The sequence below is a fragment of the Vagococcus bubulae genome (assembly GCF_003950315.1).
Classification (GTDB): Bacteria; Bacillota; Bacilli; order Lactobacillales; family Vagococcaceae; genus Vagococcus; species Vagococcus bubulae.
On sequence record NZ_NGJT01000023.1, the window covers coordinates 12844 to 29973 of the forward strand.

The window sequence follows — 17130 nt, forward strand, 5'->3', positions numbered from 1 at the left end:
ACTAAAACAGAACATTAAAATAAAAAAAACACGTTTTTATCACAAATTACGAATATTAAAATTCTTCTCTTGGAGAAATGGAGGTAAATTTATTATATTCTTTAATAAACATTAACTCGACTGTCCCTCTTGCGCCACTTCTATTTTTTTCTATAATCACTTCAATAATATTATTAGATTCTTGAGCGGGTTCATCATCACCGTCTTCACCATCACGTTGATAATAATCATCACGATATAAAAAGGCTACTATATCTGCATCTTGCTCAATAGAACCTGATTCACGAATATCACTTAACACTGGACGTTTATCTTGCCTTTGCTCCACCCCACGAGATAATTGTGATAAAGCAATGACAGGTACTTTCAATTCTTTAGCAAGTTTCTTTAGTTGACGCGAAATTTCAGATACTTCCTGTTGTCTATTTTCTCGCCCTGTCCCCTCTATCAACTGTAAATAATCAATTAGAATAAGACCTAAATCACCTTGCTCTTGAGCTAATTTCCGACACTTCGCCCGAATTTCAGATATTTTAATACCTGGTGTATCATCTATAAAAATATTAGCTCTTGATAAACTTCCCATTGCGACAATTAAACTATTCCATTCTTCATCTGTTAATTGACCTGTTTTTAAATGACTTGCTTCAATAGATCCTTCTGAACATAACATACGATTCACTAAAGATTCTGCACTCATTTCTAGACTAAAAATAGCAACTGATTCATCCGTTTTTGTTCCTACGTTTTGTGCGATATTTAAAGCAAAGGCTGTTTTCCCTACAGCGGGACGTGCAGCTAATATAATAAGCTCTTCTGATTGAAGTCCTGCAGTCATCTTATCGAGTGCATGATACCCTGTTGGTAACCCTGTAATATCATCACCTTGTTGTGAGAGTTGTTCTATTTGAGCAATCGAATCACTCAATACATCTGAAATCGCTAAAAAACCACTTCTATTTCTTTTTTCAGAAACTTCTAAAATTTGACGTTCTGCTTCATCTAAGATAAATTCAACATCTTCGTCTTGTTCAAAGCCTTTTGTTACTATGTCTGTTGCTGTTTGTATTAAACGTCGTAATAACGATTTTTGTTCCACAATTTTTGCATAGTGGCCCACATTGGCTGCTGTTGGAACGCTTGTTGTTAACTCAGATAAGTAACTAATCCCACCAACATCTTCTAACAATTGCTTTTGTTCCAACTCTGTTTTCATCGTAATCACATCAATCGCTTCATTACGATTATTCAAATCTAACATAGTTTGGAAAAGTAACTGATGTGATCGTCGATAAAAATCAGCTGAATCAATATATTCCATTGCCTCAATCAAAGCATCTGCATTTAAAAAGACAGAACCTAAAACTGCTTGTTCTGCCTCGATACTTTGAGGTGGCACTCTATCTTGTTGAATAAGTTCCATAGACTAAATCCTCAATTTCCCGGTTACTCAACCACTACATGTACACGTAGTTTGGCTACCACTTCTTTATGTAATTTCACTGGAACAGTTGTATATCCTAGTGCTTTAATTGGTTGTTCCATTTCAATTTTGCGTTTATCTACTTTTATTTTATGTTGCTTTTGAAGTCCATCTGCTACTTGTTTAGAAGGGATAGAACCAAATAAGCGACCATCTTCTCCCGCTTTTGATTTTATAACAACTTCAAATCCTTCAGTTTCAAATGTTTCTTTTAATTTTTTTGCTTCTTCTAATACTTCTGCATCTTCTTTAGCTTTTGCTTTTTCTTTCCCTTTAAGTTCACTTAAGCTTTGAGCTGTTGCTTCTTTAGCTAATCCTTTTTTAATTAAAAAGTTTTGAGCATATCCTACTGCAACATCTTTCACTTCACCTTTTTTTCCTTTTCCTTTTACATCTTCTAAAAAGATAACTTTCATCTATATCCACTCTCCTAACGATTCTAGTTATATACTCTTTTTATTTTACCATAATTCATAGTATTTCTAAACTATTCTTCATTGTTTCACGTGAAACAAAAAGAGACATTCAAAATGAATGTCTCTTGGTTTTATTAGTCTTCACTAACGAATGGTAATAATCCCATAATTCTTGCACGTTTAATTGCAATCGTTAATTTACGTTGATGTTTAGCACAAGTCCCTGTTACACGACGAGGTAAAATTTTACCACGTTCTGAAACAAAGCGAGATAATAATTCAACATCTTTGTAATCGATATGATCAATATGGTTAGCTGTAAAGTAACATACTTTACGACGACGGCGTCCGCCTCTTCTTTGTTGAGCTGCCATTATATGCCCTCCTCTATATTAGAATGGTAAATCGTCATCCGAAATATCTATCGATGATGAGTTTCCAAAAGGATTACTGTTATCACGATCGAAGTTCGGCATGTCATTACTTGAAGATTGGCCAAATGATGATTGTGTATTTTGGTTATTTTGAGAAAAATCATTAAATCCGCCTGCATTATTATCAAACCCACCAGTTTGCTGCTGTCTTTGATTTGATGCATTTTTAGATTCTAATAATTGAAAATTCTCACAAACCACTTCAGTTACATACACTCTTTGTCCCTGTTGATTCTCGTAATTTCTAGTTTGAATACGTCCAACTACTCCTAATAGAGTCCCTTTTTTAGCATAATTAGCTAGGGTTTCAGCTGATTTTCTCCAAATAACACAGTTAACAAAATCTGCTTCTCGTTCTCCACTTTGATTAGTAAAATTACGATTAACAGCCAAGTTAAAAGTGGCTACGGCAGAACCATTTGACGTATATCTCAAATCTGGGTCTCGAGTAAGTCTACCTACCAATACAACATTGTTAATCATTGGTTAATCTCCTTTCGTTATAAATGTTTCACGTGAAACATTATTAGTTTTCTTCTTTAACAATCATGTGACGTAAAATGTCATCATTGATTTTTGCTAAACGATCAAATTCATTGATTGCTGCAGCATCTGTAGAAGAAACTTTAACGATATGGTAGATACCTTCACGGAAATTTTGGATTTCGTAAGCTAAACGACGTTTTTCCCATTGTTTAGATTCCAAAACTTCTGCTCCGTTATCTTTCAAGATTGAATCGAAACGATTTACTAGAGCATTTTTTGCTTCCTCATCAATGTTAGGACGAATTATATACATGATTTCATAATTTGATACCTGACTCATTGATTTTCACCTCCTTATGGACTAAAGGTTCCTTAATTATAAGGAACAAGGAGAGTAAATTTTCATTTACTCACAGTATTAAATTATACTCTTTTTGATATCATATTGCAATAAAAAGATAATCTTTATTCACTTATTCTATATTATCCCAATGATGTGTTTCTTCAAATTGAGCAATATCCTCTATTGCTTCATCGGTGATTTCTTTTGGAAAGTCTACTAACTCTAATAGTTTAATAGCATTTCGTTTCGTATTAATACCGTATTTCAATTTATAATCAAATTCAAACGAATCATCTTTAATATTCTCCGAAAAATAAATCATTTGACAATAATTTGATAAAATATGTGGTAACTCTATACCGTGTGTTGCAACAAATAGTAAACAATTTCTTTGACTAAGCCATTTTATTGTATTAGCTGAGGCACCAATTCTTTCAATTGTATTTGTTCCACGTAAGATTTCATCAATGAAACAATATGAAAAGATTCCTGTTTCTACTTGCTGAATCATCTCTTTCAATGATTTAATTTCAGACATAAAATAACTATCTCCCTGACTGATACTGTCACTAATCCCCATAGAAGACATCACCAGACCTCTTCTTAGCTTAAAGCTAGTTGCTAACGCCATATTTAACGTCTGAGAGAGCACACAACTTATTGCTAGTGATTTTATAAAGGTTGACTTACCTGATGCATTAGAACCTGTTATAAGGACTGTTTTGTAACATTCAAATGAATTTGCTATTGGATAGTCAATCAACGGGGGAATTAAGTGCTCCACTTCAACTGTAGGCTCCTCATGAAATTCTGGAAAACACCATAAGGATTCATTCATTTGCCTAAAGTTCAATACCCCACAATTAGCATCTAATTTTCCCAACAAGAGACATAATTCAATTAAGTCTTTCTGATATTGTCGAAACGTTTTATCAACCATTTGAAAAGAAAGAAATGGTAATAAGAACATGGCTGATAATGATTCAACTAACACCTCAACATCGCTACCTGATTTTATACGAAAGAAGAAACCATATCTCAATACAGGTTTTAAATGCTTGGTTAATCGCTTTAATTCTTTTTCCATAAAAGATATCGTCGTTAATTTACTCGACACACTAACCGTTTGAACAAAATACGATAGCATAGATAGTTCTATCTCTAATTTTGCTTTATAAATTAGATAAAAAACAACATTAAAAAAATGGAAGCAATAAATAATCCTATCCCAATAACTGGTGAAAATATCATTAGAATACATGATAAGATTGGTAAACTAGCAAATAGCTTAATGAAAGAACTTGATAGAACCATTTTAATTGATGTGTCCTCTAAAAAATAACGATACAGACTATTTGTTTTTATTTTTTTACCTAATTGATTCAATCGATATTGAATTTTTGCTCGTTCATCCATATGGTTCGTTAAATACAATTGCCACTCTTCGTTAATTAATGGACTTGATGACGGATTAATATCTATTGCCTTTAAAGACGTATACAGAATATCTTCGCCAAATTTACTATAGGTTAAATTGATTTTTTTATAAACATCAAATAAATCCAAATCCTGCCATGTTGCGTGATTAATATTCCCTTCTTTTTCCAGCAATGTAAATAAATAATGACTAGATTCAATCAAATTTCGCTCGTTTGGCTCGTAATAACTTGAAGGATCTTGATTCCATCTCCTTTGAATCATTTGCTGAGACTTATGTCGTTCTTTAATCGTCATAAAAACTATTGAAAAAATCACTATCACCACAATAACTATTATAAAAATAACTTCGTTCATACATTCACCCCATTAATTGAACTGTACTGTTTAAAAAAATCACTCAAAATATCAAGATTTCGAGTGATTTGCTTGTTATTCTTCAGAAGGAGTGTCTTTGACATCCTTTGTTACTGTAACATCCATTTCAACTTCCTCAGTCACAATAACCTCTTCAACATCCTCTTCTTCAACTTCAATTGTTGCCATAGTTGATACTAAAGCATCTTCTTCTAAGCGAATTAAACGCACACCTTGTGTAGAGCGACCTGTTTGAGAAACAGAATTTAACTCAAAACGAATGATGACACCTTTATTAGTTACTAACATGATGTCTTCTTCACCACTAACAGTTGTTAATCCAACTAAATGACCATTTTTCTCAGTAATATTAACGGTTTTAATCCCTTTACCTCCACGGCCTTTGATTGGATACTCTTTAGCATGTGTTCTCTTACCATATCCTTTTTCGGTAATAACTAATACTTCCATATCAGGTTTCAGTATATCCATACCAATCACGTAATCATTTTCTCTTAGACGAATACCACGAACACCTGCTGCACTACGCCCCATTGAACGCACTGCTTCTGCTTTAAAGGTTACAGAATACCCAAGATTTGTCCCAATAATAATCGTGTCATCATCATCTGTTAATGCCACATTAATTAATGAATCGCCTTCTTTTAGTCCAATTGCCTTTAATCCATTAGTACGGATATTTGCAAATTCTTTAACAGACGTACGTTTTACTGTTCCTAATTTCGTTGTGAAGAATAAATACTGATTAGAATCAGCTTTTCCCTCCACATTGATAATGGCTTCAATATTTTCTGAAGAATCAATGCCTAATAGATTGATGACAGGAATCCCCTTAGCTGTACGACCGTACTCAGGGATTTCATATCCTTTTGCACGGTAAACCTTACCTGTATCTGTAAAGAATAATAACGTATCATGTGTTGAACATGATAATAAATTCTCAACAAAGTCATCATCATGAACGCCCATTCCTTGAACACCACGTCCGCCACGATTTTGGGTACGGAATTCAGTACTTGGTAATCGTTTGATGTAACCATTATGAGTTAACGTAATAACCACATCTTCTTCTTCAATTAAATCTTCATCTTCTAGACTTAATACTTCTCCTACAAGTAATTCCGTCCGTCTTGCATCCCCATATTTACGCTGAACTTCATCCAATTCTTCAGAGATAATCTCCAATACTCTATGATGGTTAGCTAATATATCTTTTAAATCTGCAATTAATACCAATAAATCTTGATACTCTGCTTCAATTTTTTCACGTTCTAAACCTGTTAAACGACGTAAACGCATATCTAGAATAGCTTGAGATTGTCTATCTGATAACTCAAATTTTTCCATTAATGTCGCTTTTGCCACATCATCAGAGGCTGATGCACGAATAATTTTAATAATTTCATCAATATGATCTAATGCAATTCTCAAGCCTTCTAAGATGTGCGCACGAGCTTCTGCTTTTTGTTTATCAAATTCTGTACGGCGAACAATGACTTCTTCTTGATGTTCCAAATAATACTCTAGAATCGGTTTTAATCCTAAAACTTTTGGTACACCTTTAACGATTGCTAACATATTAAAGCCAAAACTTGTTTGTAGTGACGTTAATTTATATAAATTATTCAACACAACTGATGCACTTGTATCACGACGAATTTCAATCACAATACGCATCCCTTCGCGTGAAGATTCATCTCTTAAATCAGTAATCCCCTCAATACGTTTTTCACGATGCAACTCCGCGATACGTTCAACCAGTTTTGCTTTATTCACCATATATGGGATTTCAGTTACAATAATGCGTTCACGACCATTTGATTTTTCTTCAATATCGACTTTCGCACGAACAATGATTGATCCTTTACCTGTTTCGTAAGCTTTACGAATCCCTGATTTACCCATGACAAGTCCACCAGTTGGAAAGTCTGGGCCAGGTAAAGCCTCCATTAATTCATTCGTTGTTACATCTTTATTTTCCATCAATAATTTTAATGCATCAATTACTTCCGATAAATTGTGTGGCGGTATATTTGTTGCCATACCCACAGCAATCCCTGTTGTTCCATTAACTAAAAGATTCGGGAAACGTGCTGGTAAAACTTCTGGTTCTTTTTCTGTTTCATCGTAGTTTTTTTGGAAATTAACAGTATTTTTATTAATATCACGTAACATCTCAACCGCAATCTTGCTCATACGTGCTTCCGTATAACGCATCGCAGCTGCTCCATCTCCATCGACAGAGCCAAAGTTACCATGACCATCAACTAACATATTACGGTAACTAAATGGTTGTGCCATACGGACCATTGATTCGTAAATCGCACTATCACCATGGGGATGGTATTTCCCCATGACATCACCAACGATACGAGCTGATTTTTTATGCGCTTTATCAGGTGTCACACCCATTTCATTCATTCCATATAAAATACGACGATGAACAGGTTTTAATCCATCTCTTACATCCGGTAATGCACGAGACACAATAACACTCATGGCATAATCAATAAAGGATTCTTCCATTTCTTGTGTCAAATTAACATCTTGAATATTTTCTCTGATTTCTTCAGACATGAACGTATCTCCCTTACTTAAATATCTAAATTCTTAACATAATGTGCATTGGCCTCGATAAATTCACGACGAGGTTCTACTTTATCCCCCATCAACATATCAAATATAGCATCTGCTTTAGCGGCATCTTCTACCGTTACTCGTAACATGGTACGTTTGGCAGGATCCATGGTTGTATCCCACAACTGATGATCATCCATTTCACCTAATCCTTTGTATCGTTGAATACTTGGTTTTGGTGTCGCTGGTAACTCTGAAATTGCCTGAGCCAAACGCTCGTCTGCATCCTTACCTGGTTGGATATAGGTAATATTTTTCCCTTGTTTCACTCCATATAATGGTGGTTGTGCAATGTAAACATATCCTGCTTCAACAATTGGACGCATATAACGATAAAATAGTGTCAATAAAAGTGTTCTAATATGTGCTCCATCGACATCGGCATCAGTCATAATAATTAATTTATGATAACGTGCTTTTGACACATCAAAATCCCCACCAAAACCAGTCCCCATTGCTGTGAATAGTGAACGAATTTCAGCATTAGCTAGTATTTTTTCCATGCTAGCTTTTTCTACGTTTAAAATTTTCCCACGAATAGGTAAGATTGCCTGATACTTACGGTCACGACCTGTTTTAGCCGATCCACCCGCAGAGTCCCCTTCGACGATATATAATTCACTTTTTTCAGGGTCGCGACTTGAACAGTCTGCTAATTTACCTGGTAAACTACTAATTTCAAGGGCACCTTTACGTCGTGTCACTTCACGTGCTCTTTTAGCTGCTAAACGTGCTTTAGAAGCTAAAATACCTTTTTCTACCACTCGTTTTGCTACGTCTGGATTTTCTAATAAGAACTTATTAAAGGCTTCTGAAAACAATCGATCAGTAACCGTTCTTACTTCAGAATTACCTAATTTTGTTTTTGTTTGTCCTTCAAACTGTGGTTCTGGATGTTTGATAGAGATAACAGCCGTCATTCCCTCACGTACATCGTCCCCACTTAAATTTTCGTCATTTTCTTTTAATAATTTTTGACGTTTGGCATAGTCATTGATTACACGTGTCAAAGCGGTTCTAAACCCAAATTCATGAGTACCACCTTCGTACGTATGAATATTATTGGCAAAACTTAATAAGTTTGTGTGATAGTCATCAGTATATTGAATGGCGACTTCTACACTAATATCCTGTTGTTCACCCTCTGTGTAAATAGGATCTGGGAAAAGAACTGTTTTACCAGTATTTAAATACTCGACATAACTCTTAATCCCACCTTCATAGTGATAAGATTCCTCTCTAACTGGATTCACACGTTTATCTGAAATACTAATACGTAATCCACGATTTAAAAAAGCTAACTCACGAATACGTGTTGCTAATTTATCATACTCAAAAATAGTGGTTTCTTGGAAAATTTCTGCATCAGGTTTAAAGTTTACAACCGTTCCACGATGGTCTGTTTCGCCAATAATTTCTAAATCATCGACCACTTTCCCACGTTTAAATTCTTGATGATGAATTTTTCCGTCAACATGTACTTTTACATTCAATGTCTCAGACAAAGCATTTACAACTGATGATCCCACACCATGTAGACCACCTGATACTTTATATCCTCCACCACCGAATTTTCCTCCGGCATGTAAAACGGTAAACACTGTTTCAACAGCTGGTCGTCCTGTTTTTTCTTGTATCCCCACCGGAATACCACGACCATTATCTTTTACTGTAATACTATTATCTTCTTCAATTGTGACATTAATTTCCGTACAAAAACCAGCCAATGCCTCGTCAATTGAGTTGTCGACAATTTCCCATACTAAATGGTGTAAACCTTGTGGACCAGTTGATCCGATATACATACCAGGTCGTTTTCTAACTGCCTCTAGTCCTTCTAAAACTTGAATCTGACTCGCATCATATGCTGAAGCCTGTCCATCATTTATTTGTTTATCCGTCAACGTCTTCACTCGTCCTTTCTACTTCTCCATTTGTTACATAGAATATTTCGGGTTTTATTTTTAATTTATCGTTTAGATGTGTCACACTTGTTGTTGTTAAAAACGTTTGGAGTTTATTATCAATAAACTCCATCAACTGTACTTGTCGTTCATCATCTAACTCACTAAGAACATCATCAAGAAGTAAAATAGGGTATTCTCCAATTTCCTCATTGATCAGTTCTATTTCTGCTAATTTAACACTTAAAGCCGTAGTTCTTTGTTGGCCTTGTGAGCCATAGGTTTGGACATTTTGACCATTCACCATAAAAACTAAATCATCTCTGTGTGGCCCTACATTGGTTGTTAACTGAGTTAAATCTCTCTCTTCAGTCTTTTTTAACTCTTCCATCAGTAAATGGTACAATTCTTCTCGTGTCTGTTCTGCACTTAATTCAAGGGTAGATTTATAAGATACTCGTAATTCTTCTTTTCCATAAGAAATATTCTCATGGATACTATTTGCCCATTTTTCAAGCAATTTAATGAAATATAAACGGGAAAAGAGCACAAAACTCCCCTCTTGTGCTAATTGCTCATTTAACACGTCTAAGTAAAGAGAATCATATGATTTATTAAAAGCTGTTTTTTTTAAATATTGATTTCGTTGTTTTAACACTGTTTGATAATTACTTAAATGATGCAAATACTGTGAGTTGATTTGTCCAATTTCCATATCTAGAAATTTCCGACGATACTGTGGGGAGCCTTTGACCAAAGATAAGTCCTCTGGGGCAAATAAAATAACATTTAAATAGCCAATATACTGGCTTAATTTTGTCTGTTCTAATCCATTAACTTTTGTTTTTTTTCCTTTGTTAGAAACAATCATAGTTAAATCAATATCACCATTTTTTTTACTAATTTGTCCTTCAATCCTAGCGAAATCTTTATCCCATTGAATTAATTCTTTTTCATGATTGCTTCGGTGACTTTTCGTTAGTGATAAAACATAAATACTTTCCAATAAATTTGTTTTGCCTTGAGCGTTGTCCCCAACAAATACATTTAATTTTGGTGAAAAATTTAAAGTGAGTTGATTATAATTCCGATAATTCGTTAATTCTATTTGATTAAGTTGCATAATTATTTAGCATCCGATGCGTTTGTTTCCATAAAAAAAGTACCTACATCAGGTATTTCAATCATCATATCTGCATATAATTTTCTGCCACGGCGATTTTCAGGTTCTCCATCAACAAATACAGTATGTTCCTGTAAGAACCATTTAGCCATTCCACCACTAGAAATAACATCAACTTCTTTTAAAAATTGACCAAGAGTCATATATTCTGTCTTTAGTATAAATGTTTTTTTCACAAATTTTCACCTTCTCTGTTTCAATTTACCATTACTTCCATTATACCCTTTTTAAGCCTTAAAAACAAATTTTCTTTGCTAAAATCGTTTTTTACGCATTAATAGAATAAATCGACACTTTTTTCATTTTGAACTCTAAATCTCTTAGAACGTAAAATAAGGATTAATTTTAAATTTTTTTGTGAGTAAATAAAAAAAGAATGATTGATTTTTTCTCAATCATCCCTTTCTTTTCAGTGCTAATTTAATAATTTTTCAATATCAGGTATCATTTTTTCAGGTTTATCAGTTGGAGAAAAGCGTTTAATGACGTCTCCTTTTTGATTAATCAAAAATTTAGTGAAATTCCATTTAATTTTATCACTCAATATTCCTGGTGCTTCGCTTATCAAATAATTAAAAATAGGATTCGCTTCTTTTCCATTGACCTTAGATAATTGGTGCATAGGGAATGTAACACCATACGTCATTTGACAAGCATGACTAGCTTCTTCGCTTGTTTTTAATTCTTGATGAAACTGATTAGACGGAAAACCTAATATAATCAACCCCTTATCTTTATATGTTTGATAAATAGTTTCTAATTCTTTAAATTGTGGTGCTAGTCCGCATTTGGTCGCAGTATTGACAATAATCATTACTTTACCTTTATATTTTTCCAAAGAGTAAGTCTCTCCATTATCTAACATCGCTTTGTAATCATAAATTGTCATGCTATTTTCCCTCCCTGTTGTATAGTACTAGCTTAATTAAACTACATTATCTAATTTTTTTCAGGAATGACAAACCATAATAAATATAAAAAAGCACTCACTTTTTAATGAGTGCCAAAAACCTCTTAATTTGTTCTAACAGGAGTGATTAATTGAATAAATTCGATATCACCATCTTTAGGTTGCAATGTAAATGGACGAATTGGCGAAATAAATCGAATGGTTACATCAATATCTCCAAATGATTTTAATGAGGCTTTCATATAATCTGGATTAAAAGATATCGTAATTGGATCACCTTCAACTTCTAGATAAGTTAATTTTTCCTCTACATTACCAATCTCTGGTGAATTTCCATAGATAGTTACTTGCTCAGAATCAATTGCTAATTTAACAATATTGTTACGCCCTTCATGAGACAGCAATGACGCTCGATCAATGGCTGCTAACAAACTAGAAACATTAAAACTAATTTCAGTGCTGAAGTTTGTTGGGATCAAACGATTTGTATCAGGATAATTTCCCTCTAACAGTCTAGAATAGAAATTCATTGTCTCTGTTCTAAATAAAATTTGATTATCCATAATCGAAATATCCACTAATTCTTCTTCATCTTTAAATGAGCGTGATAATTCTTGTAAACTTTTTCCAGGTATAACCACATCAAATGTTTGACTAACTCCATCAAGTTCCATTTTACGTTGACTTAAACGATGACTATCTGTTGCAACGGCTAACAAATCATTATCATTTAACGTCATATGTACCCCTGTGAGTATAGGTCTACTCTCTTGAGAGGATACTGCAAAAACCGTTTCACTGATTAGTTTGTTTAATACCCTAGCAGGTAATTTGAAATTGGTTTGATCTTCTACAATTGGTAACTGAGGGTAACTTTCAGCATTTAAACCATTCACATTAAATAATGCTTTTCCTGATGTAATGACAACTTGATTATTTTCAATTAATTCTAAAGTTAATGTTTGTTCTGGTAATTTTTTGATGATTTCGTTAAAGAAACGTGCTTGAATCACGATAGATCCTGTAGATTCTATTAACATACTGGCTTTTTCATTATCAACGCTTAAAAAAGTTTCAATAGAAATATCTGCATTACTTCCTGTTAACGTTAATCCTGATTCTGTAATATTTAATTTTACTCCGGTTAATATAGGAATAGTTGTTTTCCCTGAAATAGCTCGTTGAACAGTGGCTAATTCATCTAAAAATGCAGAACGATTTAATGTTACTTTCATTGATTAATCTCCTTTTAATTTATATATAAAAAAATAGTAGTAGTAGTAGGTACTGTGGGTACTGTGGATAAACCTTTTCTGTGGATAAAAATTAAGGATTTTAGCTTGTTGATAACATGTGGATAACTAAATGATATTTTTCTTTGTTTTCCACAGTTATGAGAGCAGTGTTTGTTTAATATCATTTACTTCTTTTTGTATGGTAACATCTTTTTCAATTAATTGTTGAATTTTTTCATGAGCATGTATCACAGTTGTGTGATCTTTACCTCCAAATTCTGCCCCAATTTTTGGTAAAGAGTTATCTGTTAATTCTCTTGAAAGATACATGGCTATTTGTCTTGGAACAACAATCGTTTTAACACGTTTTTTTCCTTTTAAATCTTTTAATTGCAAATGATAATACTTACAAACTTCTTCTTGAATTCCTAAAATGGATAATTCACTTTTTTCTTTGATTGGTTTTAAACTTTTTAACGCATCTGCTGCTAGGCTTGTTGTGATATCTTGGCCCTTCATGGTTGAAAAAGCTTGTACACGAACAAGTGCGCCTTCAAGTTCACGAATATTAGAATCAATTTGTCCAGCAATATATGAGAGTGTATCATCTGGGATTTCTAACCCTTCAGCATCAGCTTTTTTACGTAATATTGCAATTCGTGTTTCCAAATCAGGAGGGGTGATATCTACTGATAATCCCCAAGCAAATCTTGAAACAAGTCTTTCTTGTAGTTTTGGAATTTCATTTGGTAACCGATCACTGGTTAAGACAATTTGATGCCCTTCATTATAAAGAGTATTAAAGGTATGGAAAAATTCTTCTTGTGTTCCCTCTTTATCAGCAAAAAATTGGATGTCATCAACTAATAATAAATCGACATTTCGATACTCTTGTCTGAAATCTTCTGATTTATTATTTTTAATGGAATTAATATAGTCATTAGCAAATGACTCACTTGTGACGTATTTTATTTTAGCATCGACATTATTTGAGAGCATTTGATGTCCGATGGCATGCATCAAGTGTGTTTTTCCAAGACCTACTCCACCATAGAAAAATAATGGATTATATGTGGCACCTGGATCTTCTGACACAACTAGCGCAGCTGCATGAGCCATTTGATTTCCTTTACCAATAACAAATGTATCAAATGTATATTTGGAATTAAGTAATGCTTTTTTGCTATTTTTTTTAACGATATTTGGTAGTTCAGCTGGTGTATCTTTTTTTGATTCAGCTACAGGTGGTTCATCATCTTGAATAATAAAAACAGGCGTAATTTCTTCACCTGTTAATTCAAAACCAGTTTCCACAATTTTTGCGGCTAAATTTTTTTCCCAATAATTTTTGTGTAAATCTGATGGTAGTTCAATTGTTAATATATTATTCTGCAAGGTCATAGGTTTTGCAGGATCAATCCAAGCACTAAAACTTGGAGGAGTTAGTGTTTTACGATAGTTTTCAACAAGTTCTTTCCAGATAAAATTAAAATCGGGCATAGTTATCCCCCTAACTTATATAGTCTTTTACATTCTAGCACTAAAAAAAAAAGTTTTCCACTGAATATTTTACTTGTGGATATTTTATTATAAGCTCTTAATAAAAGTTATCAACAGGATGAAAATAATTGTGAATATTTTTTATATTTATTTCATTTCTCCACAAGTTATACACAAATAAGAACGTTAATCTTAAAAAGATTCAAAGAGTTGTTAACAGTTTTTTTAGAGGGTGTTGATAACTTTTTTACAAGGTGTTATCTTGTTGATAACTGGTGTTAAAGTTATGAATAAAAAATAAGATGTGTGTAACTTTTAACAGGCATGTGAGTAAAAAAAAGACGATGTGGATAACTATATAATGAGAAAGCTTTTAAATAAAGTTGACAAAATGACAGTTTTCTTTGTATAATGTCATAGTCTGTCTAATGTGATTATTTAGAAAGCATATTTGTTTATAGGAGGTGGATGAGAATGAAAAGAACATATCAACCAAAAAAACGTAAACGTCAAAAAGTTCATGGGTTCCGCAAACGTATGAGTACTAAAAACGGTCGCCGTGTATTAGCAAGTAGACGTCGTAAAGGAAGAAAAGTATTAGCAGCATAAATCACTGACTCTACGAATCAGTGATTTTTTTTTATAATAAATTAAAAAAAAGCGGACTTTATGCTATGATAAGAGTGATTTAATATGAAAAAAGCGTATCGAATTAAAAAAGAAAAAGAGTTTCAAAAAATTATTGAGAATAAACAATCTTTTGCAAACAGAAATTTTATAGTATACGTCTATGAGTCACCTGAAAACACTCATTTTCGTGTCGGGTTATCTGTTGGCAAAAAAGTGGGAAATGCTGTCATGCGTAATCGGGTGAAACGATTAATGAGAACATCTCTGTATGATATGAAGGAGATGATTCAACCGAATTACAATATTGTATTAATTGCAAGACCTCAAGTCATTAATTTATCTTTAGATGAAGTGAAGAAAAATATTCAACATGTGTTTAAATTAGCTAATTTAATGAAATAAGAGAGGGTTAGTCAGTGAAAAATAAGAAAAAATGGCTTTTTATTCTGTCCATGTTTGTTCTAGTGTTTGTTTTGACAGGATGTGGTACAGGAGAAATCAATCAAAGTAGTAGTGGTTTGTGGGATCGTTATATCGTGTATTATTTTGGTCAAGCAATAAAAGCGTTGTCTTTTGGGCATCCAGGGATAGGGATTATTCTATTTACGATTATTGTTAGGATCATTCTATTACCTTTAATGCATTATCAAACAAAAAGCATGCGTAAAACGCAAGAATTACAACCAAAATTAAAAGAATTACAAGAAAAGTATGCTTCAAAAGATTCTGAAACGGTTAGAAAATTACAAGAAGAGCAGCAACGTTTATACAGCGATGCAGGAGTTAATCCGTTGTCAGGTTGTTTACCTTTAGTGGTACAACTTCCAATCATGATGGCATTGTGGCAAGCAATTTCTCGTATTCCTGCATTAACAGAAGGAACATTTTTATGGTTAGAGTTAGGTAAACCTGATCCAACATTTATTTTACCAATACTTGCGGCAATATTTACTTTTATTAGTACAAGATTAACAACAATGAGTCAGTCAAATGTTCAAGGTACAATGAAGGCGATGAATTATGTGATGCCTGTCATGATCTTATTTATGGGGATTAATTTGGCCAGTGGATTATCATTATATTGGGTAATATCAAATGCTTTCCAAGTAATTCAAACATTATTAATTAATAATCCATTTAAGATTAGACGTGAACAAGAAGCAGAAGAACAACGAAAAAGAGAATTAGAAAAAGCACTGCGTAAAGCAAATACTCCAAAAAAACGAAAAAAATAAACTGAGGGGGTTCGTATCATGCCAACATTTACAGGAGAAACTGTTGATCAAGCTATAAAAAAAGGTTTGGCTTCACTTGGTATAAATCGTGTTGATGCGGATATCTCCATTATTGAAGAGGGTAAAAAAGGATTTCTAGGAATTGGTAAAAAAGAAGCGATTGTTTCTATTGACGCCAAAGAAAAAGAGATAGTAGAAGAAGTTGAAGAAATTCAAGTAACGACAGAAATTATCGAAGAACCAGAAATAGACTCTGAAGTAATGGTAGAATATCAAGAGCCAGTTAAAGAAGAAATAAAAGAAACTCCGGCTAAATCACAAGATGTATCACTTGATGAGGCTATTACGGAGTTATCACTGTATTTAACAGATATAACGACGGCTTTAGGAGCACCAGCAATGGTGAGAGTACAACGTGATGATAATCATGTGGTGTTACATTTAGACACAGACAAAAAAGGTTTGTTGATTGGTAAACATGGAAAAGTATTAAATGCTATTCAGTATCTATCACAGGTTTATATTCATCGTTTAGTTAAAAATCGATTAACTGTTATAGTGAATGTTGGAGATTACCGTGAAAGACGAGAAGCAATCATTAAACGATTAGCTAATCAAGCGGTTCATAAGGTAAGAGATACTGCTCAACCTGTATTTTTAGAGCCAATGCCTGCGTTTGAACGAAAACAAGTTCATTCGATTTTATCAAACGAAAAGGACATTAAAACGCATTCTGAAGGTAACGAACCTCATCGTTATTTAGTCGTTGAACTAAAAAAATAATTTTATTGAGAGGCTGACCCAAAAGTCTACCAAAAAAGAGTAAAAGGAACAAAATTATTTTTGATTTTGTTCCTTTTTTTGACGAAAAAAATAGCACTTTCCTTTATAATTAAGGTGTCTAACCAAATAAAAAGGA

At 33.3% G+C, this 17130-nt stretch carries 18 protein-coding genes; 4 read left to right on the forward strand and 14 right to left on the reverse strand.

Going from position 1 to position 17130, the window contains the following annotated elements; genetic code table 11:
* Positions 1–55: 55 nt before the first annotated feature.
* The 14 genes from dnaB to dnaA form a co-directional block, all read right to left on the reverse strand.
* On the reverse strand, positions 56–1423 hold the full coding sequence (gene dnaB, locus CBF36_RS10080; protein WP_125958307.1) for a replicative DNA helicase: 1368 nt from the start codon (positions 1421–1423) through the stop codon (positions 56–58).
* 23 nt (positions 1424–1446) lie between these two features.
* Positions 1447–1899 (reverse strand): 50S ribosomal protein L9, encoded by a 453-nt coding sequence (gene rplI, locus CBF36_RS10085; RefSeq protein WP_125958308.1) that lies wholly within the window; start codon positions 1897–1899, stop codon positions 1447–1449.
* 134 nt (positions 1900–2033) lie between these two features.
* Positions 2034–2273 carry a 30S ribosomal protein S18 gene (rpsR, locus tag CBF36_RS10090; protein ID WP_071455937.1) on the reverse strand — a complete coding sequence of 80 codons (240 nt, stop codon included), beginning with the start codon at positions 2271–2273 and terminating at the stop codon, positions 2034–2036.
* 18 nt (positions 2274–2291) lie between these two features.
* On the reverse strand, positions 2292–2816 hold the full coding sequence (gene ssb, locus CBF36_RS10095; RefSeq protein ID WP_125958309.1) for a single-stranded DNA-binding protein: 525 nt from the start codon (positions 2814–2816) through the stop codon (positions 2292–2294).
* A gap of 43 nt (positions 2817–2859) precedes the next feature.
* Positions 2860–3159, reverse strand: coding sequence for a 30S ribosomal protein S6 (gene rpsF / locus CBF36_RS10100; protein WP_125958310.1), 300 nt, complete (start codon positions 3157–3159; stop codon positions 2860–2862).
* Between the two features lie 133 nt (positions 3160–3292).
* Positions 3293–4309 (reverse strand): MutS-related protein, encoded by a 1017-nt coding sequence (locus CBF36_RS10105; RefSeq protein ID WP_165865459.1) that lies wholly within the window; start codon positions 4307–4309, stop codon positions 3293–3295.
* 32 nt (positions 4310–4341) lie between these two features.
* Positions 4342–4956 carry a hypothetical protein gene (locus tag CBF36_RS10110; protein ID WP_125958312.1) on the reverse strand — a complete coding sequence of 205 codons (615 nt, stop codon included), beginning with the start codon at positions 4954–4956 and terminating at the stop codon, positions 4342–4344.
* Positions 4957–5031: 75 nt separating this feature from the next.
* Positions 5032–7554, reverse strand: a complete 2523-nt coding sequence (gene gyrA, locus CBF36_RS10115; protein WP_125958313.1) for a DNA gyrase subunit A — start codon at positions 7552–7554, stop codon at positions 5032–5034.
* A 17-nt stretch (positions 7555–7571) separates the two neighbouring features.
* Positions 7572–9518 carry a DNA topoisomerase (ATP-hydrolyzing) subunit B gene (gyrB, locus tag CBF36_RS10120; RefSeq protein ID WP_125958321.1) on the reverse strand — a complete coding sequence of 649 codons (1947 nt, stop codon included), beginning with the start codon at positions 9516–9518 and terminating at the stop codon, positions 7572–7574.
* The gene (gene recF, locus CBF36_RS10125; RefSeq protein WP_125958314.1) at positions 9508–10641 is read right to left on the reverse strand and encodes a DNA replication/repair protein RecF; all 1134 of its coding nucleotides are present in this window, start codon (positions 10639–10641) and stop codon (positions 9508–9510) included. The genes gyrB and recF overlap by 11 nt, the downstream gene beginning before the upstream one ends.
* 2 nt (positions 10642–10643) lie before the next feature.
* Positions 10644–10877 (reverse strand): S4 domain-containing protein YaaA, encoded by a 234-nt coding sequence (gene yaaA / locus CBF36_RS10130; RefSeq protein WP_125958315.1) that lies wholly within the window; start codon positions 10875–10877, stop codon positions 10644–10646.
* 239 nt (positions 10878–11116) lie between these two features.
* Entirely contained in the window at positions 11117–11590 is a 474-nt protein-coding gene (locus CBF36_RS10135) for a glutathione peroxidase (protein ID WP_125958316.1), read from the reverse strand.
* Positions 11591–11715: 125 nt separating this feature from the next.
* Positions 11716–12846 carry a DNA polymerase III subunit beta gene (dnaN, locus tag CBF36_RS10140; RefSeq protein WP_125958317.1) on the reverse strand — a complete coding sequence of 377 codons (1131 nt, stop codon included), beginning with the start codon at positions 12844–12846 and terminating at the stop codon, positions 11716–11718.
* Positions 12847–13002: 156 nt separating this feature from the next.
* Entirely contained in the window at positions 13003–14346 is a 1344-nt protein-coding gene (dnaA, locus tag CBF36_RS10145) for a chromosomal replication initiator protein DnaA (protein WP_125958318.1), read from the reverse strand.
* 474 nt (positions 14347–14820) lie between these two features.
* On the opposite strand from dnaA, the gene rpmH reads away from it, so the two are divergent.
* The 4 genes from rpmH (at position 14821) to jag (ending at position 16994) form a co-directional block, all read left to right on the forward strand.
* Positions 14821–14955 carry a 50S ribosomal protein L34 gene (rpmH, locus tag CBF36_RS10150; protein ID WP_071457793.1) on the forward strand — a complete coding sequence of 45 codons (135 nt, stop codon included), beginning with the start codon at positions 14821–14823 and terminating at the stop codon, positions 14953–14955.
* An 84-nt stretch (positions 14956–15039) separates the two neighbouring features.
* Positions 15040–15378: a ribonuclease P protein component gene (gene rnpA, locus CBF36_RS10155; RefSeq protein WP_125958319.1), complete on the forward strand. Its 339-nt coding sequence runs from the start codon at positions 15040–15042 to the stop codon at positions 15376–15378.
* Between the two features lie 50 nt (positions 15379–15428).
* A complete protein-coding gene (locus tag CBF36_RS10160) occupies positions 15429–16211 on the forward strand; it encodes a YidC/Oxa1 family membrane protein insertase (RefSeq protein ID WP_125958322.1) in 783 nt (260 codons plus the stop codon).
* Between the two features lie 18 nt (positions 16212–16229).
* Positions 16230–16994 carry an RNA-binding cell elongation regulator Jag/EloR gene (gene jag / locus CBF36_RS10165; protein WP_125958320.1) on the forward strand — a complete coding sequence of 255 codons (765 nt, stop codon included), beginning with the start codon at positions 16230–16232 and terminating at the stop codon, positions 16992–16994.
* The last annotated feature ends 136 nt before the right edge of the window (positions 16995–17130 follow it).